17 protein-coding genes are annotated in these 22,210 nt (G+C 39.5%); 10 read left to right on the top strand and 7 right to left on the bottom strand.

Annotated elements, in window-relative coordinates; translation table 11 throughout:
- The first annotated feature begins 130 nt into the window (after positions 1–130).
- Positions 131–1,414: an isocitrate lyase gene (aceA, locus tag ACFX4W_RS30000; RefSeq protein WP_043980871.1), complete on the top strand. Its 1,284-nt coding sequence runs from the start codon at positions 131–133 to the stop codon at positions 1,412–1,414.
- 196 nt (positions 1,415–1,610) lie between these two features.
- Here the strand turns inward: aceA and ACFX4W_RS29995 are convergent, their stop codons facing one another.
- On the bottom strand, positions 1,611–1,847 hold the full coding sequence (locus tag ACFX4W_RS29995) for an IDEAL domain-containing protein (protein WP_028412421.1): 237 nt from the start codon (positions 1,845–1,847) through the stop codon (positions 1,611–1,613).
- Positions 1,848–2,023: 176 nt separating this feature from the next.
- On the opposite strand from ACFX4W_RS29995, the gene ACFX4W_RS29990 reads away from it, so the two are divergent.
- The 8 genes from ACFX4W_RS29990 to ACFX4W_RS29955 all read left to right on the top strand — a co-directional run bounded on the left by ACFX4W_RS29990 (position 2,024) and on the right by ACFX4W_RS29955 (position 18,544).
- Positions 2,024–4,003 carry a S9 family peptidase gene (locus tag ACFX4W_RS29990; protein WP_237074497.1) on the top strand — a complete coding sequence of 660 codons (1,980 nt, stop codon included), beginning with the start codon at positions 2,024–2,026 and terminating at the stop codon, positions 4,001–4,003.
- Positions 4,004–4,165: 162 nt separating this feature from the next.
- Positions 4,166–4,783 carry a TVP38/TMEM64 family protein gene (locus ACFX4W_RS29985; protein WP_013081701.1) on the top strand — a complete coding sequence of 206 codons (618 nt, stop codon included), beginning with the start codon at positions 4,166–4,168 and terminating at the stop codon, positions 4,781–4,783.
- A gap of 580 nt (positions 4,784–5,363) precedes the next feature.
- Positions 5,364–6,104, top strand: a complete 741-nt coding sequence (fabG, locus tag ACFX4W_RS29980) for a 3-oxoacyl-ACP reductase FabG (protein WP_013055347.1) — start codon at positions 5,364–5,366, stop codon at positions 6,102–6,104.
- 262 nt (positions 6,105–6,366) lie between these two features.
- Positions 6,367–9,867, top strand: a complete 3,501-nt coding sequence (addB, locus tag ACFX4W_RS29975; RefSeq protein ID WP_043980876.1) for a helicase-exonuclease AddAB subunit AddB — start codon at positions 6,367–6,369, stop codon at positions 9,865–9,867.
- The gene (gene addA / locus ACFX4W_RS29970; protein WP_043980878.1) at positions 9,860–13,597 is read left to right on the top strand and encodes a helicase-exonuclease AddAB subunit AddA; all 3,738 of its coding nucleotides are present in this window, start codon (positions 9,860–9,862) and stop codon (positions 13,595–13,597) included. The genes addB and addA overlap by 8 nt, the downstream gene beginning before the upstream one ends.
- Positions 13,598–13,650: 53 nt before the next feature.
- Positions 13,651–14,835, top strand: a complete 1,185-nt coding sequence (locus tag ACFX4W_RS29965) for an exonuclease SbcCD subunit D (protein ID WP_043980880.1) — start codon at positions 13,651–13,653, stop codon at positions 14,833–14,835.
- Complete coding sequence (locus ACFX4W_RS29960; RefSeq protein ID WP_377560508.1) at positions 14,832–18,224, top strand: SbcC/MukB-like Walker B domain-containing protein; 3,393 nt, start codon at positions 14,832–14,834, stop codon at positions 18,222–18,224. The genes ACFX4W_RS29965 and ACFX4W_RS29960 overlap by 4 nt, the downstream gene beginning before the upstream one ends.
- Positions 18,225–18,238: 14 nt before the next feature.
- Positions 18,239–18,544 (top strand): HNH endonuclease, encoded by a 306-nt coding sequence (locus tag ACFX4W_RS29955; protein WP_033578017.1) that lies wholly within the window; start codon positions 18,239–18,241, stop codon positions 18,542–18,544.
- A 46-nt stretch (positions 18,545–18,590) separates the two neighbouring features.
- Here the strand turns inward: ACFX4W_RS29955 and ACFX4W_RS29950 are convergent, their stop codons facing one another.
- From ACFX4W_RS29950 to ACFX4W_RS29925, 6 genes are all read right to left on the bottom strand, one after another.
- Positions 18,591–18,809, bottom strand: a complete 219-nt coding sequence (locus ACFX4W_RS29950; protein WP_025749935.1) for a spore germination protein — start codon at positions 18,807–18,809, stop codon at positions 18,591–18,593.
- Positions 18,810–18,868: 59 nt separating this feature from the next.
- On the bottom strand, positions 18,869–19,300 hold the full coding sequence (locus tag ACFX4W_RS29945) for a spore germination protein GerPE (RefSeq protein WP_028407429.1): 432 nt from the start codon (positions 19,298–19,300) through the stop codon (positions 18,869–18,871).
- 12 nt (positions 19,301–19,312) lie between these two features.
- Positions 19,313–19,489: a hypothetical protein gene (locus ACFX4W_RS29940; protein ID WP_013055355.1), complete on the bottom strand. Its 177-nt coding sequence runs from the start codon at positions 19,487–19,489 to the stop codon at positions 19,313–19,315.
- Positions 19,486–20,202: a spore germination protein GerPC gene (gene gerPC / locus ACFX4W_RS29935; protein ID WP_043980887.1), complete on the bottom strand. Its 717-nt coding sequence runs from the start codon at positions 20,200–20,202 to the stop codon at positions 19,486–19,488. The genes ACFX4W_RS29940 and gerPC overlap by 4 nt, the downstream gene beginning before the upstream one ends.
- 89 nt (positions 20,203–20,291) lie before the next feature.
- Positions 20,292–20,567 (bottom strand): spore germination protein GerPB, encoded by a 276-nt coding sequence (locus tag ACFX4W_RS29930; protein ID WP_237074501.1) that lies wholly within the window; start codon positions 20,565–20,567, stop codon positions 20,292–20,294.
- A 30-nt stretch (positions 20,568–20,597) separates the two neighbouring features.
- Positions 20,598–20,819 (bottom strand): spore germination protein, encoded by a 222-nt coding sequence (locus ACFX4W_RS29925; protein WP_013055358.1) that lies wholly within the window; start codon positions 20,817–20,819, stop codon positions 20,598–20,600.
- A 198-nt stretch (positions 20,820–21,017) separates the two neighbouring features.
- Between ACFX4W_RS29925 and ACFX4W_RS29920 the strand changes: the two genes are divergently transcribed.
- Positions 21,018–22,190 (top strand): DUF418 domain-containing protein, encoded by a 1,173-nt coding sequence (locus ACFX4W_RS29920; RefSeq protein ID WP_043980891.1) that lies wholly within the window; start codon positions 21,018–21,020, stop codon positions 22,188–22,190.
- Positions 22,191–22,210: the final 20 nt, after the last annotated feature.

The raw sequence follows: 22,210 nt of genomic DNA, 5'->3' as shown, positions 1-22,210 counted from the left end.
TTTCATCTACGTTCTTGCTAACATTATGGCAAGCTGCTAATTTACTTCATCATGAAACAGACATATTCTAACTGCTGCGTTTTATATTTTTATGAATATAGAATTTTAAATTCATTAGGGGGTATAAAGAATGAAAGACATTCGTGTAAAAAACCTTGAAGAGAACTGGAAAAGCGATGAGCGTTGGAAAGGAATTGAACGTCCATATTCTGCAGAAAAAGTCATTGGGCTAAGAGGGTCCATTGATATTGAACATACGCTTGCTAGAAGAGGAGCCGAAAAGTTCTGGAACTTATTAAAAACAGAGCCATACGTTCATGCCTTAGGAGCTCTAACAGGAAATCAAGCGGTACAACAGGTAAAAGCAGGGCTAAAAGCAATTTACTTAAGCGGATGGCAAGTAGCTGCAGATGCAAATCTTTCAGGAAACATGTATCCTGATCAAAGTTTATACCCGGCAAACAGCGTGCCCCATGTTGTGAAACGAATCAATCAAGCGCTGCAGCGTGCTGATCAAATTCAGCATTTAGAAGGAGAAGGGGATATCGATTACTTTGCTCCAATTGTAGCAGATGCAGAAGCAGGGTTTGGAGGACAGTTAAACGTATTTGAACTCATGAAAGGAATGATTGAGTCGGGAGCATCTGCCGTACACTTTGAAGATCAATTATCCTCTGAGAAAAAGTGTGGTCATCTCGGCGGCAAGGTATTGCTTCCAACTCAAACCGCTGTGAAAAATTTGATTGCTGCTCGTTTAGCTGCTGATGTAATGGGGGTTCCAGCACTTCTGATTGCTCGTACCGATGCTGATGCCGCTGATTTAATTACAAGTGATGTTGATCCTGTAGATCGCCAGTTTATTACAGGTGAACGCACCGCTGAAGGTTTTTATCGCACGAGAGCCGGAATCGATCAAGCTATTGCTCGTGGCTTAGCATATGCGCCATATGCGGATCTAGTATGGTGTGAGACGTCTGAACCAAACTTAGAACAAGCACAAAAATTTGCAGATGCTATTCATGAAAAATTCCCAGGTAAAATGCTTGCTTATAACTGTTCACCATCTTTCAACTGGAAGAAAAAGTTAGATAAGAAAACGATTGAAAAATTCCAAAGAGAAATTGCAAAAATGGGCTACAAGTTCCAGTTTGTTACGCTTGCTGGCTTCCACGCTTTAAACCACAGCATGTTTGAGCTGGCACGAGGATATAAAACAAGAGGAATGGCAGCTTATTCAGAGTTACAAGAAAGAGAGTTTGCTAGTGAAGTAAATGGATATACAGCTACAAGACATCAGCGTGAAGTAGGAACGGGCTATTTTGATGAAGTGGCACAAGTAGTTTCTGGTGGGACTTCTTCTACAACAGCTTTAAAAGGTTCCACAGAAGAAGAGCAGTTTCAGACGCATAAATAACAAAAAAACCTATGAGTGGAATGGTCGGTTACGTCCACTCATAGGAAAGATTCTACTAAAAAAGATTCTTACAGGTGTAAGAATCTTTTTTTATGTAGTAAACACGATTTAACAGACAGCTGTTCTTCCTGAGAAGAAAGGATCTGCCTGTTAAACGTACATATAAATCGTTAATATGAATTAAGCTCCTGAAATATTAAGTAGATGTTTGAAGCAGGGATTGGTACTGTGCTGATAGCTCATAAAAAGCAGTTTCATCACGTTGATCTAATGCCGTGTTAATGTTTGTTTCTAACAGTTCTTTTTGACGCTTAAAAAGCGATTCATCAATTACCATTTCGATATAAACATCCAACATACTCACAGTATCAATTACTTTTTTCTTGCGAGCGAGGGACTTCATCATTTCCGTGTACGATTTTTCATTGTTCATACCTCATCACCTCTGCACCCTTTTTATTATTATATAGATTAAAAGGAGAAAAAACAACTAATTTTCTAAATTTTTAGATTTTTATTTTTAGAAATGATAAAGTAAAAGGGAAACGCTATTTTTGTTTTTATCAATTGACTATTTGGTTTAAAAATGAGTGCTTGGGGGCGAAGAAATTGAATCATTTAAAAAAGCGTACGGTAACGATAGAGGATTTGTATGAACTGAAGTCTGTGTATAATCCTCAGATTTCCCCAGATGGTAAAAGTGTAGTTTATACGGTCCGAGAAACGAAGAAAATAGAAAACACGTATGAGACGCAGCTATTTATGCTAGATCTTGAAACGAAAAAAACAAAGCAATTAACCTACTGTAAAGGAAACAATCATTCTCCAGTATGGTCTCCTGATGGCAAGTGGATTGCTTTTTTATCCGATCGCAGTCAGACCGTTCAGCTCTATCTATTAGCAGCGGCAGGAGGAGAAGCAGAAGTACTCACAGAATTTGAAAAAGGCGTTAGTAATCCGGTGTGGTCTCCTTATAGTGACGAAATTATGTTTTCTACAAAAGTAGGAGAAAAAGCTGTAAGAGTTGAACAAAATCATGAATATCCTCAGCCTTACGAAGTGGAGCGTCTATTGTACAAATCCGATGTTAGCGGTTATTTAAAAGGTGAATATGCTCAAGTTGCCGTCGTTAAACTTAAAAACAAAGAAGTGACGTTTTTAACGGATGGACCTTATCATCACTCTGTTGGGTGCTGGTCCCCTGATGCAAACTCAATTGTATTTTGCAGCAGCCGAGGAGAGAATCCGGATTTATCATTAACTATGGACGTGTTTATTTTGCATCGCGAGACTAAAAAAGTAACATCTATTACAGCAGAAACAGGATATTTTCATCAAGTTTCGTGGTCACCGGATGGGTCATACATAGCATACATTGGAAATGAACGTACATACGGATCGGCTTCAATGAATGACATATACATTTATCAGATCTCTAACCAAAAAACAGCTTGTATCACTGCTGGTATAGACTTAGAAATAGGAGATATGGTAGCAGGAGATTTCCACTTTGGAAGAACCGCAGCGGGAATTATGTGGGGCAGTAATGAAGAATTTTATTTTGTCGTAAGTGAAAAGGGTTCTGTAGGCATATATAAAGGAAATGTGAATGGAAAGTTAGACTCTGTACTTATGGATAATGCTCACGTATATGCAGTATCTGTTCTTCCCAATTGTGAGGAAGCTATCGTGGCAATCAGTACATTTACACATCCCGGAGATCTTTATTCTCTAAATTTAAAAACAGAGGAATTAGTGAAGCTGACAAACGTTAATGACTCATTTTTAAAGCATGTGCAGCTTACACAAGCAGAATCTTTTTACGCGACTTCTACGGACGGTATACATATCCACAGTTGGGTAGTAAAAGCTGCTGCTACCAATGATGTATCTCCAACCATTTTAGAAATCCATGGAGGTCCGCATCTTATGTATGGTCATACATTTATGCTTGAATTCCAAGTACTTGCATCAAAAGGGTTCAATATCCTCTTTTCTAATCCAAGAGGCGGCAGAGGATATGGTCAAGCATTTACAGATGCGGTTCGAGGAGATTATGGAGGCATGGATTATACGGATTTGATGGCAGTGACCGACGAAGCAGTGAAGCGCTACTCTTATATTAATGAAGATAAGCTTGGCGTAACAGGAGGAAGCTACGGAGGGTTTATGACAAACTGGATTGTAGGAAGTACAAATCGGTTTAAAGCAGCGGTAACGCAACGGTCTATTTCAAATTGGACAAGTTTTTACGGCGTTAGTGATATTGGCTATTATTTTACCGAATGGGAATTAAAAGCTGATATTTATGAAAATCCGGAAAAACTTTGGAACCACTCGCCGCTTCGTTTAGCGGAGAATGTTAAAACACCGCTGTTAATCTTGCATAGCGAACAGGATTACAGATGTCCAATTGAACAAGCTGAACAGCTTTATGTGGCCCTGAAAAGAAAAGATAAAGAAGTAGAATTTATTCGTTTTCCTCAGTCTAATCATGAACTTTCTAGAAGCGGTAAGCCTAATTTACGAACGGCGAGACTAAAATATTTAACAAGCTGGTTTAAACGTTATTTAAAACAGTCTCAGTAAAAAGTGCATGGCTGTTCAACCAAATATGTATGTGTAAATAAAGGCCGTATGGCAAGCGTAAAAGGACAGGAAAGGTAAAACGCTGTAAAACTTTTGTTTGGTAAAGGAAAGTAGTACAATAAGTGAAAAGTAGCACAGTTGTTTAAATAAGGAGAACATTCGATGGATTTTGAAACATTAAAGCATTATTTGACGTTAGACGGCGTCCTCGAGTTATTAAAACAATATCAATCATTTGGAATCATTCCAGGGCTGCTGTTGCCTATTTTAGAAGCGTTTATCCCTATCTTGCCGCTTTTTGCGTTTGTAATGGCCAATGCTGCCGCTTTTGGCTTATGGTTAGGCTTTTTAATTTCATGGGTTGGCAGCTGCGTTGGATCACTGCTTGTCTTTTTGATTTTTAGAAAATATGGACAGGCGAGGTTTTTACATTTCATCAGCCGGCATGCGCAAATTCGAAAGATCATGATTTGGGTAGAAAGACACGGGTTCGGACCGCTGTTTATTATGCTTTGTTTCCCTTTTACCCCGTCTTCGGCAATTAATGTAGTAGCAGGACTATCACGTGTTAGTATGGCTCAGTTTATGCTTGCTGTATTAGCCGGTAAAATGGTGATGATATTTATGATGAGCTTTATTGGGGCCGATTTTGTTTCATTTGTGAAACAGCCTCTAAAAGCAGTACTTGTTTTAGTCATCATTTTTGTTCTATGGCTTGTTGGAAAACAAATTGAACGAAGATTAAATGAAAAATCTAAAGTGAAACAGTATGACAAATAGTTTGTTTATATATAACAAATAGTGATGAAAGACTGCTTTTTAATAGGCAGTCTTTTGTTATACATACAGCCAAAAGGGGTATTGTAAACTATAGAAAAGCCTTTTCTTATAGGGATACAACAGCATTTTTGAAAAGATCTTAAAATTTTTCTTAAAGAAGTTATTTGTCTGTTTATTCGGTTGGCAGAACAATGCATATACAGGGTATCTGTCCAGTAATGAACAAGTTTTTTGTTTATCAATTGTGAGAAATATGCTAAAATAAAAGAAAAAACTGGGAATAAATTAGACGTCTATTCCTAGTTGCACCTAAGTAATGAACCCTTTGTTTTCTAGAGATATACGTGTTTTTTCTCAACATGTATTATCACCTCATGTATTTCAAAACGTTTTCTTAAAAATTATATGAATGATTTTTGAGCTTGACTACTAAGATGTAAGTAGAGGGATCATTACTAGAAAAGCACCAAATGATCATTAAGACGTGCTTGGCGTCGTTTTGAGGAGGGGAATGCGCTACTGAGATTCAAGCGACTTGCTGATTAATCGTTGTTAGTAAGCGTCTTATAGCGCGGGTGACATGAGATTAAAAGATAAAGTGGCAATTATTACGGGTGCAGCAAATGGATTAGGATTCGAAGCTTCTCGAATATTCGCACAAGAGGGTGCAAAGGTCGCTATGGTTGACTACGATGCAAAAACGGGAGAAGAACGAGCAGCTCAGCTAAAAGAAGAAGGCGGAGATGTAGCATTTTTTCAAGTGAACGTAGCGGATCGAGACAGTGTAGATGCAATGGTAGAAGAAGTAGTGAAACGCTACTCTAAAATAGATATTTTAATTAACAATGCGGGTATCACCAGAGATGGAATGCTAACCAAATTATCAGTTGAAAATTTTCAAGCAGTAATCAACGTAAACCTTACAGGCGTTTTTCACTGTACACAAGCAGTGGTACCGCATATGATTGCTCAAGGTAAAGGGAAAATTATTAGCACATCTTCGGTATCTGGCGTATATGGAAATGTTGGTCAAACAAACTATGCGGCGACAAAGGCAGGCGTAGTAGGAATGACAAAAACATGGGCTAAAGAGCTGGGACGAAAAGGAATTAATGTAAACGCTGTAGCTCCCGGGTTTATTGAGACGGATATGGTGAAGGCGATGCCAGACAAAATCATTGATCAAATGAAATCCACTATTCCTTTACAAAGACTAGGTCAGCCTTCTGACATTGGTTATGCTTATCTGTATTTAGCATCTGATGAGTCCAACTATATTAACGGTACAACACTTCATGTAGATGGTGGAATCATGATGTAAAAGTAGAAAATAATTCGCTTTTCTAAAACTTTTCAGTGGTCTTTTGACTACTGAAAAGTTTTTTTGTTGCATCCAGCATTTCACATATCGGCAAAGTGGAATTTTGTCTGCAAGTTCAGTAAAATAATAAGGAGAGAGATAGAGAGATTTAGATGATTATCACTATAAAATTTTGACGACTGCGTCACGTGTTTACGTGGCGTTTATCCATTTTGTACTTAAACAAATGAAAACATAGAGAAAAAAATGAAGGGGTGAAAACGTGGGGCTACAGTTTTTATTAGGACGTTCAGGAAGCGGGAAAACGGAATATCTTTTAAATAGCATGCGCCAAGAGCTGTTAAATGCTCCGCTTGGGCATCCACTTATTTATATTGTACCTGAACAGATGACATTTCAGTCGGAGTATGCGCTTGTTCAAACACCTGGGTTAGAAGGCATGATGCGTGCTCAAGTTTATAGTTTTACACGTCTTGCATGGCGTATCCTGCAAGAAGTTGGAGGTATTAGCCGCTATCATGTGGATCAAACAGGTATTCATATGATGCTTAAAAAAATTATCGAACATCAAAAAGAAGAGCTTCGACTGTTTGCGAATTCTTCAGAACAAGCAGGGTTTATTGAAGAACTGGAAAAAATGGTTAAAGAATTTAAACAGTACACAGTAGATGCCCCGTCTCTCGAAGAGATGAAGAAAAAGCTTCAAGCAGAAGATGAGAAAGTCCTTGCTGATAAATTACATGATTTACATCTCATTTACGGAGAATTAGAAAAACAGCTGATGACGAAATATGTAGATGGAGAAGACTATTTGAAGCTGCTGAGTGAAAAAGTAGCGTCTTCTGGCTATCTTGCTCAAGCAACGATTTATGTAGATGGATTTCATCACTATACTCCTCAAGAATTAACCGTATTAGTAGAGCTGATGAAAGTTTGTAGAGAAGTAAAAATAGCGGTGACTTCTGATTATTCATATCAAGATTTTATTCCAAATGACTTGCACTTGTTTCGATTAACGAGCGAAACGTACCAAGAAATAATGGGCCTGGCGGCTGAAAACGGTATAGAGATTCAAGAGCCAATCGTATTTAACGAACAAAAAAGGCATCAAAACAGTCCAGAGCTTGCCTATTTAGAACGATATTACGATGAACGGCCAACGCCGGAATTTCAGTCAGAGCCCGAGCACATTCAGCTGCTGCCGGCTGTTAGCCGAAGAGCAGAAGTTGAAGGGATTGCAAGAGAAGTGCTTTCACTTGTGCGCGATCGCGGCTATCGCTACCGTGATATTGCCTTGATTGTTAGAAATGCAGAAGACTACCATGACTTGCTTCAAACCATTTTTCAAGATTATGAAATTCCGTACTTTATTGACCAAAAGCGAGCGATGTTTCACCATCCACTCGTTGAATTTGTTCGCTCAGTCTTAGAGGTGGTAAGCGGGTCATGGCGGTATGAAACCATCTTTCGAGCAGTGAAAACAGATCTTTTATTTCCTTTGTCATCTGATGTGCACCAGCTTCGCGAAGAGATGGATGAATTAGAAAATTATGTACTTGCTTACGGTATTCAAGGATCTAAGTGGACGAGTAAGGAACCATTTACCTACAGAAAATATCGTTCACTTGAAGACATGAACCTTGGGAAAACGGACGAAGAGCTTGCTTTTGAGCAAAAAATAAATGAATTAAAAAATATGATTGTTCCTCCTATTTATTCGCTTCAGCAAAAAATAAAACAAGGGAAAATAGGAAAAGAAAAAGCAGAAGCGCTCTATCGTTTTTTAACGAATTTAGATATTCCACAAAAGATAGAAGCGCTGCGCAATCGATGTGAAGAAGAAGGAAAGCTTCAAGAAGCAAGAGAGCACGAGCAGGTATGGAAAGCAATTCTTCACTTATTTGATCAGTTTGTTGAAATGATGGGAGAAGAGAAAGTATCGATTTCTTTGTTTGCAGATCTATTTGAGACAGGGCTTGACAGCATGCAGTTTGCACTTGTTCCGCCTGCACTGGATCAAGTGGTTGTGGCAAGTTTTGAGCGTTCGCGTTTATCCGATATCAAAGCAAGCTTTGTGTTAGGTGTAAATGACGGTGTGATTCCAGCTAAACCAAAAAGCGATGGCCTGTTATCTGAGAAGGAGAGAGAGCAGCTGCTTGAATCAGGTTTATTACTTGCGCCAACCGGAAGACAAAAGCTGTTTGACGAACAATTTCTCATTTATTTAGCACTTTCCAGCTCTTCGGAAAAACTTTATGTTTCGTATCCTCTTGCCAATGAGGAAGGGAAGACCCTGCTGCCTTCCCTCGTTATTAATCGAGTAAAAGAGCTATTTCCGCTCCTGCAGGAAAAACTGTTAATGACGGAACCTACAGATTTAGAAGAAGAAAAGCAAGTTGATTATATTACAAATCCTTTAACGAGCATCGCGCATTTAGCCAGCCAGCTGCAAGGATGGAAACGCCATTATCCGATGAGTTCCGCTTGGTGGGATGTGTATAATTTTTATGTGGAAAATCCAGATTGGAACTCATACAGTGAGAAAGTACTAAGCAGCTTATTTTATCAAAATGAAGCAAAACGGTTAACAAAGAAAACGAGTCAGCGTCTTTATGGAAGGCATATTCAAGCAAGCGTATCGAGAATGGAAAAATTTGAAGCCTGTCCATATGCGCATTTTGCTTCTCACGGGCTCAAGCTTAAAGAACGAAAAGTTTTCAAATTGGCGGCTCCTGACATAGGCGAGTTATTTCACGCGGCGTTGAAAATGATTTCAGACGAACTTCGCGGCGGTCAAAAAGAATGGAAGAACTTAACGAGAAAAGACTGTCAGCAGCTTTCTACGGCTGCAGTGCATGAGCTTGCTCCGCGCTTGCAAAATGAGATTTTATTGAGCTCGAATCGCCACCACTATTTAACACATAAGCTGCAGCAAATTATTGAACGTGCGTCGCTTGTGTTAAGTGAGCACGCTAAGATGAGCGGCTTTGTTCCCGTTGGATTGGAGCTTGGATTTGGACCTAGTGCAGAGCTGCCTTCTATGCAGTTCACACTGCCAAATGGCCATACGATGGAACTCGTTGGCCGAATTGACAGGGTAGATAAAGCGGAAAGCTCAAAAGGACTTTTACTGCGTATTGTCGACTATAAATCAAGCGATAAAGCATTAAACTTAGTGGAAGTGTACTACGGTTTATCTCTTCAAATTTTAGCTTATTTAGACATAGTCGTGACGTATGCTGAACAGCTTCTTCATGATAATAGAGGAGCATTGCCTGCTGGCGTTCTTTATTTCCACGTTCATAATCCAATGATCAACAGTACTAAAGCATTACAGCCTGATCAAATTGAAGCTGAAATCTTCAAGAAGTTTAAAATGAAGGGACTGCTTGTAGGAGACGAGGAAGCAGTAAGGTTAATGGACGAAACGTTAGAATCAGGGCACTCACAGGTTATATCAGCTGGCATTAAAAAGACAGGGGGCTTTTATTCCAATTCTTCGGTTGCGAGCGAAGAAGATTTTACACATCTCCGTCAGTATGTGCGAGGTAAATTTGTGGAGGCAGGTACAGAGATTACAAATGGGAAAATTGATATTTCGCCTTATAAACTAAAAGATAAAACACCATGTGCGTTTTGTGAATACCGCTCAATTTGTCAGTTCGATGAATCAATGGAAAACAACGAATATCGTCAGCTTAGTACAGAGAGTCAAAGTGTTATTTTAGATAAAATTCGAGAGGAGGCCAAACGAGATGAGTGAAGATATACACGTAAAACCGGCCGACTCCCAGTGGACGGATGATCAGTGGAACGCCATTGTTTCATCCGGTCAAGATATATTAGTAGCCGCGGCGGCTGGCTCAGGAAAAACAGCGGTTTTAGTTGAACGTATTATTAAAAAGATTACGATGGGTGATGAGCCAATCGATGTTGATAGATTACTCGTTGCTACGTTCACAAATGCTTCTGCAGCCGAAATGCGAAATCGAATTGGAGAAGCATTGGAAAAAGAGTTAAAAAAGAATCCATCTTCTTTGCACTTGCGCAGACAGCTTAATTTATTAAACCGTGCGTCGATTTCTACACTCCATTCTTTTTGTTTAGAAGTCATTCGAACGTATTATTATTTGATTGATGTAGACCCTGGTTTTCGGATTGCAGATGATACGGAAGCCGATCTTCTGCGTGAAGAAGTATTAGAAGAATTGTTTGAAGAACAGTACAGTATTGAACAGAACGAGCGATTCTTTGATTTAATTGATCGTTATACAAGTGACAGAAATGACTTAGATATTCAGCTTATGGTAAGAAAGCTGTATGACTTTGCAAGATCTAACCCTGACCCAAACGGCTGGCTTGAAATGATCGTGAGTCAATATGATGTGACAGAAGACTCTTCTATTGATTCACTTCCGTTTCTATCTTTTCTTTTACAAGAAGTAACAACGCAGCTGATGGGCATTGAGTCGATTTTAAAACAGGGCTTAGAGTTAACAAAGCTGCCAGGAGGGCCTGCTCCTCGCGCCGTTAATGCAGAGGAAGACCTGGCTCAAATTCATCGGCTGATCAGTGCTTCTAAGCATTCTTTTGCTGATTTGCATGAGGAAATGCAGAATTTGAATTTTACTCGTTTAAAGCCATGTAAAGGAGAAGCATACGACTCGCAGCTTTTAGATGATTTCGGAGAGCTTCGCAAAAAAGCTAAAACAAGTCTTGAAAAACTTCATGCTGATTTGTTTTCTAGGCCTTTGCACGGCTACATGGCTGATTTTGAGAAAATGAAACCCGTTATTGAAACGCTAATCTTTTTAGTTCAGCGCTTCGGTGAACGATATGAACATATGAAAAAAGAGAAAGGGTTAGTGGACTTTTCTGATTTAGAGCATTATTGCCTGCAAATCTTGAGTGTAAAAGAAGATGGAGTGCTTAAGCCTTCGTCCATTGCCCAAAAATATCGTACTCAGTTTGAAGAGGTGCTTGTTGACGAATATCAAGATACAAATATGGTTCAAGAAACACTGATTAAATTAGTGACGAGAGATAGTGAAGAACAAGGGAATTTATTTATGGTTGGAGATGTAAAACAATCCATTTACCGCTTTCGTTTAGCGGAGCCATTTTTGTTTTTAACAAAGTACAAGCGCTTTACACAAGATGGTCGCCAGTTCGGAAAACGTATCGATTTGAATAAAAACTTCCGCAGTCGTTCTCAAGTGCTTGATGCTACAAACTTTATTTTTAATCAGCTGATGGATGAAGAAGTAGGAGAAATTGCATATGACGATGATGCTTCTTTAAAATTAGGAGCATCGTATCCAAAAGCGGAAGGAATGGAAACGGAGCTTCTGCTCATTGCAAAAGAAAATGTAGAAGAAGGAGGGGAAGAAGAATCGGATTCTTCTCTCGTCGCTTTTTCAGAAGCAGAGCTTGAAACGGCTCAGTTAGAGGCAAGAGCAATGGCGCGTAAAATCAAAGAACTCGTTCAAAACCGCTTTCAAATATATGATCGCAAGCTTGATATCATGAGAAATGTGACGTATCGTGACTTTGTTATTTTGCTTCGTTCTATGCCTTGGGCTGCGCAGATTATGGATGAATTTAAGCAAGAAGGCGTGCCCATTTATGCCGATTTATCGACAGGTTATTTTGATGCTACTGAAGTGATGATTATGATGTCTTTATTAAAAGTAGTAGATAACCCGCATCAAGACATTCCGTTAGCTTCTGTTCTTCGCTCACCGGTAGTAGGGCTTTCAGATGAAGAGTTAGCTACACTGAGAGCAGAGCAAAAGAAAGGAACGTATTACGATGCGTTAAAAACGTACTTAGCGGCTTCAGATGATGAAGAACTTCGCGATAAAGTAAAGTATTTCTATGAGCAGTTAAAAGCATGGAGAACACAAGCTAGACAAAGCTCTTTGTCAGAACTGGTATGGCAAATTTACCGCGATACGGGTTTCTTTGAATTTGTTGGCGGACTTCCTGGCGGGAAACAGCGTCAAGCCAATTTACGTGCTCTTTACGATCGCGCTCGCCAGTACGAGGCAACTTCATTTAGAGGTCTGTTTCGATTTTTACGTTTTATTGAACGCATGCAGGACCGAGGGAACGATTTAGGAGCTGCTCGAGCACTGGGAGAACAAGAAGATGTGGTGCGTTTGATGACGATCCACAGCAGTAAAGGTCTTGAGTTTCCTGTTGTTTTTGTAGCTGGTCTTGCTCGTCAGTTTAACTTAATGGACTTGAATAAAGCATATTTACTCGATAAAGAACTAGGTTTTGGATCTAAATATATTGATCCAAAACTGCGTATTACGTACCCTACTCTTCTTCAGCAGACCATGAAGAAAAAAATGAAAAAAGAAAGCATGGCAGAGGAAATGCGGGTATTATACGTAGCTTTGACGCGTGCGAAAGAAAAACTTATTTTAGTCGGAACAGTAAAAGATGCACCAGAAAAGCTCAGACAATGGAGCTCCGTTATGGCACATGAAGATTGGACGCTTCCAGCTCACGTGAGAAGAGATGCAAAATGTTATTTAGACTGGATTGGACCTTCTTTAATCCGTCACCAAAATGTTAGTCATATGGTTGAAGGAGAGGTCCAGCCGGCCAAGGTGATTCATCAGCATGCTTCAAGCTGGAAACTTTCAACGTTATTAGCAGATGATTTAGCCGAGCAGCCTCTTGAAGAGCAGCAGCATCATGAAGAGCTTTTAAACGCTCTTCAAAAGCATGAGCCAGTTTCAGAATCGAGCGATTATAAAGACGAAGTGTATAGACGCTTAAATTGGTCTTATGATTATCGTGTAGCTTCCGTTCATCGTTCGAAGCAATCTGTTTCTGAACTAAAAAGGCAGCAGCAGCTGACGGACGCAGGTGGAAGCGACGATCTCATTCGGGGATCTAAAGCACCTCTTGAAAATCGTCCGCTGTTTCTTCAAGAGAAATCTCTCACAGGAGCTGAAAGAGGAACAGCTACACATGCCGTTATGCAGCAGCTTCCATTAAATAAAGCTTATACCCTTGAAATGGTTCAAGACTTTATTCAATCAATGGTTACCAAAGAATTATTGACGCAAGAACAAGCGGATGCTGTTGATGCAAATGATGTAGCAGACTTTTTAGACAGTGACATTGCACAAGGTATTCGAACGGCTCGCACGCTTTATAGAGAGATGCCTTTTAGTTTAGGTGTCTCCGCTAAAGAAATCTATGATCATTGGGAGCAGGAAGACGAAACAATTTTAGTGCAAGGTATTATTGATTGTTTGTATGAAACGGAAGAAGGTCTCGTTTTACTTGATTTTAAAACCGATAACATTTCGGATCGTTTTCAAGGGGATTTTGAACGAGCAAAACCATTTCTAATTGACAGATACCGCATTCAGTTAGAGCTTTACGCAAAGGCCATTGAGCGGATTGTAAAACAACCTGTGCAGCATCGCTATCTGTACTTTTTAGATGGTGGACATGCTGTTGAAATATAAAAAAAGAAGAAGGCGATAGTCTTCTTCTTTTTCACCAATAAGGAGAGAGTAACATGCGTTTATTACATACAGCGGATTGGCATTTGGGGCGAACGTTAGAAGGTCGAAGCCGTCTAGCTGAGCAAGCACAGTTTTTAGATGAACTGGCAGACATTGTGGAAGAAGAAAAGATAGATGCTATTCTCATGGCGGGAGATGCCTTTGATACGGTTAACCCTCCAGCAGCGGCAGAGCAGCTTTTTTACGAAAGTATGTCTAGGTTGAGCAACAATGGAAAACGTCCGATTATTGTTATTGCAGGTAATCATGACAACCCAGATCGGCTGTCGGCGGCTTCTCCATTAGCTGTTCATCAAAATATTACGCTTCTTGGTTTGCCTACTACCGATGTAGAAAGCATTCACATTCCTACATCAGATGAAGTGTTAAAGGTTGCGGCTCTTCCTTACCCATCTGAATCAAGGTTAAAGGAACTGTTAGCAGAAGAAAATGATGAGCTGGCTCTTCGAAACTCATATGATGCCAGAGTAAAAGGTATTTTTGATAAAATGAGTGAGCAGTTCACAACAGATACCGTTAATATTGCCATGAGTCATATTTACGTAGCAGGGGGAAGTTCAACGGACTCAGAACGTCCAATTGAAGTAGGAGGAGCTTATACGGTGGCGGCAACTAGTTTACCTGCTAATGCTCAATATGTAGCTCTAGGACATTTGCATCGCCCGCAAATGATCAATCGCGCCAGCACCCTTGCAAGATATTCTGGGTCACCTCTTGCCTATAGCTTTTCAGAGTCAGGCTATGCAAAGTCTGTTACCATTTTAGACGCTCAGCCAGGAAAAGAGGTCGAAATGACCGAAATTCCATTATCCAGCGGAAAGCCTTTGACACGTTGGAAAGCAAAAAACGGACTGCTAGAAGTATATACGTGGCTTGATGAACAGAAAGATGCGCAGGCATGGGTTGATTTAGAAGTTCACGTAGAAGATGCACTTTCATTAGAAGAAATCCATCGTCTTCGCAAGCTTCATCCAGGCTTTATTCATATCCGTCCAGTATTCAAAGCAGAAGAACTAGCACTTGAAACACGTTCACAGCGAGAAGTGCCGATCGAAGAACTGTTTACAAAGTTCTACAGCAGGCAAACCGGCGGAGGGGCACCTGATGATGAATTAGTCAAACTGTTTTTAACCTTGATTAACGATGAAGAAGTATCGGGAAAGGAGGATGAAAAATGAAACCTATTAACTTGACCGTTTCGGGGCTTCACAGTTTTAGAGAAAAACAAACTGTCGACTTTGAAGCGCTGTGTTCAGGCGGTGTTTTCGGAATATTTGGTCCTACAGGAAGCGGGAAATCCTCCATTTTGGATGCCATTACACTAGCTTTATACGGAAAAGTAGAGCGTGCAGCAAATAATACACAAGGAATTTTAAATCACGGGGAAAATGAACTGAAAGTATCGTTTACGTTCGAGCTGGAAAACGCTAGTCATAAAAAACGCTATACTGTTGAACGAAGCTTCAAACGAACGGATGAACTGCGTGTGAAATCAGCTTCAAGTCGATTGATTGAAATCGAAGATGAAACGTACGTATTAGCAGATAAAACGAATGATGTAAATCAGCAGGTACAGGAACTTCTCGGTTTAACTATTGATGATTTTACAAGAGCTGTTGTATTACCACAGGGAAAGTTTGCAGAGTTTTTATCATTAAAAGGGACGGAGCGCCGTCAAATGCTGCAGCGTCTTTTTAATCTCGAGCAGTACGGAGATCAGCTTAGTAAGAAAATACGCTATCAAGTTCAGCAGCTAAAAACAGACCTAGATAAGATTACGGCAGAACAAACGGGATTAGGTGAAGCTTCAACAGAAAAAGTAGCGGAAGCCCAGCAGCTTGTAAGTGATAGCATTGTACTTTTGGAAAAACGAGAAAAAGAAGCGTCTGATTTGCAGGAAAGATACGATCAGCAGGCGTCTCTTTGGAAAGCGCAGCAGGAAAAAACAATGCTAGAAGAAAAACTAGTGCATGCTTCTAAGCAGGAAGAGGAGATTAAACAAAAGCAAGATGTGCTGACGAAAGCTCAGCAGGCAGAACGTCTTTTTCCCTATTTAGAAACATTTGAACAAGCTGAAAAACAGCAGAAGCTTTATGAAGATAAAGTAGAAAAATTAAAAGCACAAATTGTTCAAAAAAGTGAGGAATATAAGCGCTCAAATAACTTATATGAGCAGGCTCGCTTACAAAAAAATGAACAGCAGCCCAAATTGGTTGTTCAAAAAGAACAGCTTCAACAAGCTTCTGATCTTCAAAAACAAATTAAAGAAGGTCAGCAAGAAATAAAAGAAGCGGAAGTTTCTCTTCAGAAAAAGCAGCAGGCAATTCAAACGAAAAATGATGAATTAATGGAAGCGGATCAGCGGTATCAGCAAGGTTTGACTCTTCAAAAAGAGTTAAAGGAAACATTAACAAAAGTGGAGATTCAACCTGATTATCGGCAGGCTGTTCAGCAAGCATTTTACCGTTATCAAGTATGGAATAACGATAAAAAAAACCTAGATGAAGGTCAAAAAACGTATAAAGAAAAAGCCGAACAGCTTAAGCATTTGTACACACAAAAACAAACACACAAAGAGAGAGATCAGCAAACAATAGAACAAAGTAAAGGGTTATTTTCAGATATTCAAGGCTTGTATCACACTGTATGTGAGCGGGAAAAAGAGTTTCAGCAGCTTTTTCAACAAGCAGATCGTTTAATGAGCGATCTAAAAAGACGCAAAGAAAAAGAATGGTCACGCCGTCTGGCTCATCAATTAGCCGAGCAGCTGACCCAAGGAGAGCCTTGTCCGGTTTGTGGCTCTGAGCATCACCCTAACCCCGTGTTACACCAACAAGAAGGTGACGTCACAACTGAATCAGCGGATCAGTTCGAAGATCAAGTTAATCAGTTGCGTGAACAGCGATTTAGCTATTCGTCGCTCAAAATGCAGCTTGAACAGCTAGCTAAACCTCTTGTTGAAAAAATACCTGAGTTAGCTGAGTTTATGAATGAAGCTGGCGAAGTTCCTGCTTTAGGAGAAATGGATACAGATGCCTTTGGGCATTATGCTAAGAAAATAGAAGTTGAAATCAAATCTCTTGAGCAGGATTATTTGCAGGTAAGTGAAAAACAGCAAGCAATTCTTGGGCAGATACAAAAGGTCCAGCAAAGTCTTGAAAAGATTGAATTAGAGCTTGCTCATTATCAAAAAGAACAAGCTGAATTAGAAGGAAAGATAAATCAGCAAAAACAGGCGCTACAAGCAGGAAAAGAAGCTTTTCAACAAGACTATCCTTCCTTTGTATTTGAAGAGATGGAAAAAATTAATGAAAAGCTGACTGAAAGAGAAAAAGAAGAGCAGACAATAAAGGCTCGAATTGAAAAAAGCAGCGTATTTTTTGAAAATCAGCAAAAGAAAATCGAACGTCTAAAAGAAGAGAAATATGCGGGCGAAAAAGAATTTACAGAATTAAAAGCAATGCTGTCTCATAAACAATCTCTTGTTCACTCGCAAATTGAACGCTTGCGTACGCTTACAGATCAAGAAGATATTGAACAGACGCTGCAAAAAACAGTTCTTTTACTTGCGGAGTTAGAGACGAATGAACAGCAGGCATATCAACATTGGCAGACTGTTCAAAAAGCGTATCAAACGCTGCAAATGGATGAAAAAGCGGCGAGCGAGTCCCTAGAAACAGCTCATATCCAGTATAAAAAGGTAGCTGAAAAATGGGAAGAAGCGGTAGGGAATTCTTTATTCAGCGAAGGAAAAGAAGTTCAGCAAGCTTTGTTATCACATGATGAGATGAAATTGTTGGATGAAACTGTTCAGGCTTATTGGGACAATATAAAACAGATGAAGTCATCAATTGAACAGTTAAATATTCAGCTGAATCACCAGTCCATAGAAGAGCACCAATTTGAAGAAACTCAGCAGCTGCTTCATGATATAAAAGCGGCTGTGAAAGAAGCGGTTCAGCTCAAGGGAGCAGCTGAGCAAACGTTAAAAAGCGTCAAAGAACGGCATGAGCGATTTTTAGTGCTTGAACAGGACCGTGAAGAAAAACAAGCGTTATTTGAACAGTATCAAAAGCTTCAAACAGTATTTAAAGGAAATGCTTTCGTGGAATATATTGCTGAAGAACAGCTGATGTCCGTTAGCCGAGATGCTTCAGAGCGTCTGGGTATATTAACACGTCAGCGCTATGCGATTGAAGTTGATTCCCAAGGCGGCTTTATTATGAGAGATGATGCAAATGGAGGCGTAAAACGTCCGGTTTCAACTTTATCTGGTGGAGAGACGTTTTTAACTTCCCTGGCTTTGGCCCTTTCATTATCTGCACAAATTCAGCTAAGAGGAGAGTATCCGCTGCAGTTTTTCTTTTTAGATGAAGGATTTGGAACGCTTGATGGAGAGCTTCTTGATACCGTGGTAACAGCGCTTGAAAAACTTCAGTCCAATAATTTATCAATTGGAGTCATCAGTCACGTGCAAGAACTTCGTGCTCGCCTGCCAAAACGTTTGATTGTTGAGCCGTCCGAGCCTTCTGGCAAAGGAACTAGTGTAAGAGTAGAAACTTTATAGGGAAGGAAATCTATATGAAGAAAAAAGACAGGCGGATAGGAACATGCGAATTATGCGGAAGGCAGGATGTCTTGACGACCGTACATCATTTAACGCCAAAGGAAATGGGCGGAGCATTTGAACCAACAGCAAACTTATGTATTCCGTGTCATAAACAAATTCATGCGTTATACACAAATGATGAATTAGCCATTCGTCTTAATACGATTTCTTTATTACAAGCTGATTCTAAAATTAGCTCTTTTATTAAATGGATTCGTAAACAGCCTTCTTCTAAATTACCTAAAACCAAGAAATCAAACAGCCGAAAATCCAGGTGAATAAAAAACCCCTTATCCGCTTTAATAGCAAAGATAAGGGGTTTTTTTAAGCATTTGCTGCTATATTTTGATCGAATAAATCTGGATCTAACGTATTTGTTCCTGAAATGCCGTTATTAGTATTAACAAAGTTACCTGTATTTAAAGAACCAGAGCCTGACGCTGTTTTAGCGGCACTTTTTGGAGAAACATAAAACGTATCTCCAAACGTTACGACACCGCCTCCGACGCTCATGATACTAACGGGTCCAATTATTGCTGGCATGAGATTCACACCCTTTTTTCATGATATTAATTTAGTATATGAGCATCTTTTTAAAAGGTTCACTCACTGCTGCTAGCTTGTGAAGAAGCACTACTTGATGTTCCTGTTTCAGCTTCCTTTGAAGGTTCATCGTTGATCAGTTCCCGAATATGCTTAATGCGGGCTTCTGCATAAACATTGCACGTTGATCCAATATGAATAACTGATGAGAATGAGCACCCTTTTATATCAATTCTGTTAACGCGGATCAAAGGTATTTCATTCCATGTTTGAACGGGAATAGGTTCATAATCGCCATGAGGAATAGGCTCATTAAAGATAGCGTAATCATCAAAGTTTCCTTCTCGACCGTAGAAAAACGGATACTGTCTCCGATCGGCTAAAGCTTTATTAAGTAGATGAATTTCTGTTGAATCTCCAATTTGGCAAAAGGAGCTCGCCGACAAGGAATTAATTTCTATATAATTAACAGAAGATGTGCGTGAAAGCATACGTAAGCTCCTTTATGATAACGATAGTGGCACATAAGGTCCGATAATCAACGATTCAGCCGGCGTATCAAATGTTGAGGATAGAGAGATGTAATTGGCATCACCAATTAAAAAAAGAGAAGAAGAAGATACGCCTGTAATACTAACGTCTCCAACAAGCAATTCGCGGTTTACAACGTTAAAGTTCATGAAGGAGGTCCACCTTTCTTTAAAGATTCAGGTAAATACGTTAAAAATGCGTCAATTCCTTTTTTCATATCTTCATAAAGTTTACCGATAATTTGAGGTTTGATTTGTTCAAAATTTCGTTCCATTTCTTCCGGCTGAACTTGCTGTATATAAAAAGTAATCCGCTGCTGCAGCTGCTTTTTAATATCTTCTAAAATAAACTCGTAGTACGATTCATCAATCATCATCGAGCGCTCATCAAGCACATGTTGAACCATAGAAAATCCATATTGATTAAGTTCAGCTAAAATCGTTTCGTGGATATCAGAGACCCACTGTTTTTCTAGCTGGCGGTTCAACGGTTTTAAGCTAGGATTTTGCGGTCCAGGACCTCCGGGTTGTCCCGGCTGCTCACCTTGAGGCGGTTGCCCCTGTGGCTGAGCTCCTTGCGAAAACGTTACTTCTGGTTTCTCATTGATAATGATATCTTCTAAATTATCAGGTGTAAGAGGGTTTAATCCAATATTTAATGTTCCATCTAAAGAATCGATTTTTAACTGTTCAAATTTATATTCAATTTTATCAATTTTAATAGGTGGCTGTTCACCTAACTCTTTTATTTTTTTCTGAAGTTCTTGTACGTTTTTTTCAAGCTGAGCAATGCGTCCTTCTTGCTGCTGAATATACGAAGACATTTGCTGAACATACTGATGTACCTGCTGAATATAGTCCATGTTATCCACCTTCAATCACCTCAATTCCCTTATCTTCTGATAAAGAAAATAGTTATATATATACATATGGCGATGAAGGTTGTAACATGTCAGTCGTTGTCTCGAACTGGGGGAGTTAACGACTGTGAGAAAGGAGCTGGGGCAGTGCCCGCACCGGTTCCGGGAGTAAAGGCAGAAGGAGAAACAGATCCAAGAATGCCTTTTTTTGTTTCAGTAGGTGCAGCGCCTGTAAACCCTCCTGTATTAAAGAGATTTGAGTTCGGTTTAATAACACCTACGCTTCCAATTTGAAGTACTGAAGAGTTACTTACGGCACTGATTTTCATACTTTGAATACAGATACTTTGATTCACGTAAAAGTTCATAAGCATCCTCCTGTATGAGCTTCATTTCTATTATAGATTTCCAGCAACATTTTGGTCATTTACATCATTGTCTGACGTATTGGTTGAGCTCTGCTGATTCACAACATATAATCCGTCACCTGTATTAAACGAACCTGCGCCAGCAAATGTTTTAGCAGTGGAAATAGGGGCTATTGTATAAACATCTCCAATATGAAAGACGCTGGCTGAACCAACACTGTTAAGATTAACAACACCAACAATGGCAGGCATAGGCAAACACCCTTTTAATTTAGTCTAGTAACAGCATATGAAGCCTAGACAAAAAGGTGATTAATGCTTTTTCTTTATCTATATGCAGGGAGGAAGCAAAACATTAAAGAGAGGAATGGAAATAGTAAACATTGAAGAAAAACTTTTGCGTTCGATATAATGTGAAAGCAATAATGAAATAATGTAAGGTGTGAAAGAATGAAACGTTTCAAAATGAACGCAGCTGATAAAGAACAGCGCATTGAGGCAGCAGATGTATTAAAAGGAATCGCGCTTATTGGTATTTTGCTCATAAACATGCCGAATTTTTATTCACCTGCTTCCTATTACGACCATAATTTGTTGGACGGTTCAAGAATGAACTATGTTGCTAATGGATTAGTTGATGTAGTTGTAGGGCAGACATGCTACGCGCTGCTCGCTATTTTGTTTGGATTTGGTTTTATGAAAATGTTCCAGCGTACATACGAAAGGCAAGTAAGCTTTACTCCTTTTTATGTACGAAGAATCACGGCTTTGCTTCTCGTTGGGGCTATTCATACTTTATTTATTTGGCACGGTGATATGATTGTGATGTACAGCTTCTTTGCTTTGATCATGCTATTTTTTCAAGAAGCAAAGAAAGAAGTGATATTAGCGTGGGGAACCGGAATATTTAGCATTTATGCTGTGATTATGATTGTTATTTTAACAGTAGCGGCTTTGGTTAACGAAGGAGAGACAGCAGCGGGAATTCACCAGCCTATTATTGACCAAGCGCTTCAAGCATATGGACACGGAAGTTTTGCGTCAATCTTTCATCAGCGCTTGCTTGATTGGTACTACGCGTATAATTTAAATACGGTTCCTTTTCTGTTTTTATCGCTATTTCCACTGTTTTTATTAGGCGGTTTTATGGCAAAAAGCGAGTGGTTCGAAGAAATAGAAGAATATATAGTGGAGACAAAGTGGCTTTGTCTTATTTCATTCATCGTGTATGCAGCATCATCTGTATTGCCCTATGTTTTAGATCACAATGTAGCGACATCGTATATTCACGATACAATTGGAGGAACGGCAGGAGCAATTTTTATTGTAACGTTGGTCACATTAGCTATGCGAAGTGTATCTATTCAAAAAGTCATGCAGCCATTTGCCTTTTTGGGGAGAATGATTTTAACTAATTATATTGTCCAGTCCATTGTATGCACATTTCTTTTTTACTCATATGGGTTAGGATACTACGGACATATTTCAATTGTAGAAGGTTTGGCTATTGCGGGGATTATCATTTTTATTCAACTGCTGGGAAGCCGGATATGGATGAGCCTATTTTCAGATGGACCCCTTGAAAAACTCATTCGGTATGCTACTTATGGACGCGGTCGCTAAAAATCCTTTTTCTTCCTTAT

The sequence above is a fragment of the Priestia sp. YIM B13489 genome (assembly GCF_042787645.1).
In the GTDB taxonomy this organism is placed as follows: domain Bacteria; phylum Bacillota; class Bacilli; order Bacillales; family Bacillaceae_H; genus Priestia; species Priestia megaterium.
Note: the sequence above shows the minus strand (reverse complement) of the source record. Positions and strands in the feature narration are given on the sequence as shown.